At 64.5% G+C, this 812-nt stretch carries 1 protein-coding gene; it reads left to right on the forward strand.

Annotated features, from left to right (window positions below):
- Nucleotides 1-6: 6 nt before the first annotated feature.
- A complete protein-coding gene (locus tag ACTHQX_RS21735; RefSeq protein WP_236805216.1) occupies nt 7-777 on the forward strand; it encodes an SDR family oxidoreductase in 771 nt (256 codons plus the stop codon).
- The last annotated feature ends 35 nt before the right edge of the window (nt 778-812 follow it).

The following is an 812-nucleotide window of genomic DNA, read 5'->3' on the forward strand; positions in this document are numbered from 1 at the left end:
CTCTTCATGACTTCACTTTTTGATTTGACCGGGCGGGTTGCCTTGGTGACTGGTTCGAGCCGGGGGATTGGTAATGCGTTGGCTCGGGCTTTGGCTGATGCGGGGGCGACGGTGGTGTTGAACGGTGTGAATCCTGAGCGGTTGAAGGCTGCGGAGGCGGCGATGGCCGCGGAGTACGCGCCGGGGCGGGTGCACAGTGTGGTGTTTGATGTCACGGACGATGCTGCGGCCGCGGCCGGGGTGGCGTGGGTGGAGGAGCATGTGGGCCCGTTGGAGGTCCTGGTGAACAATGCCGGGATCCAGCACCGGGTGCCGATGCTGGAGCTGGATGTGAAGGACTGGGAGCGGGTGATCTCCACGGACCTGACCAGCGCGTTCCTGGTGGGGAGGGAGGCGGCCCGGCACATGATTCCCAGGGGTCACGGGAAGATCATTAACATCTGTTCGGTGCAGACGGACCTGGCCCGGCCCACGATCGCCCCGTATGTGGCGGCGAAGGGCGGGTTGCGGAACTTGACCCGGGCGATGACCGCGGAATGGGCGGGTGCCGGGTTGCAGATCAACGGGATCGCGCCGGGGTACATCCATACCGAGATGACGCAGAACCTGGTGGACGATGAGCAGTTCAATGCCTGGATCCTGGGCCGGACCCCGGCGGCGCGGTGGGGCACGGTGCAGGATCTGGCGGGCCCGGCGGTGTGGCTGGCCTCGTCCGGGTCTGATTTCGTGAACGGGCAGACGATCTTTATCGACGGCGGAATGACGGTGGTGGTCTGATGACCCACACAACAGAAACAACAACAGACGCAGCA

The organism is Arthrobacter sp. SAFR-023 (assembly GCF_051965295.1).
GTDB lineage: Bacteria > Actinomycetota > Actinomycetes > Actinomycetales > Micrococcaceae > Arthrobacter.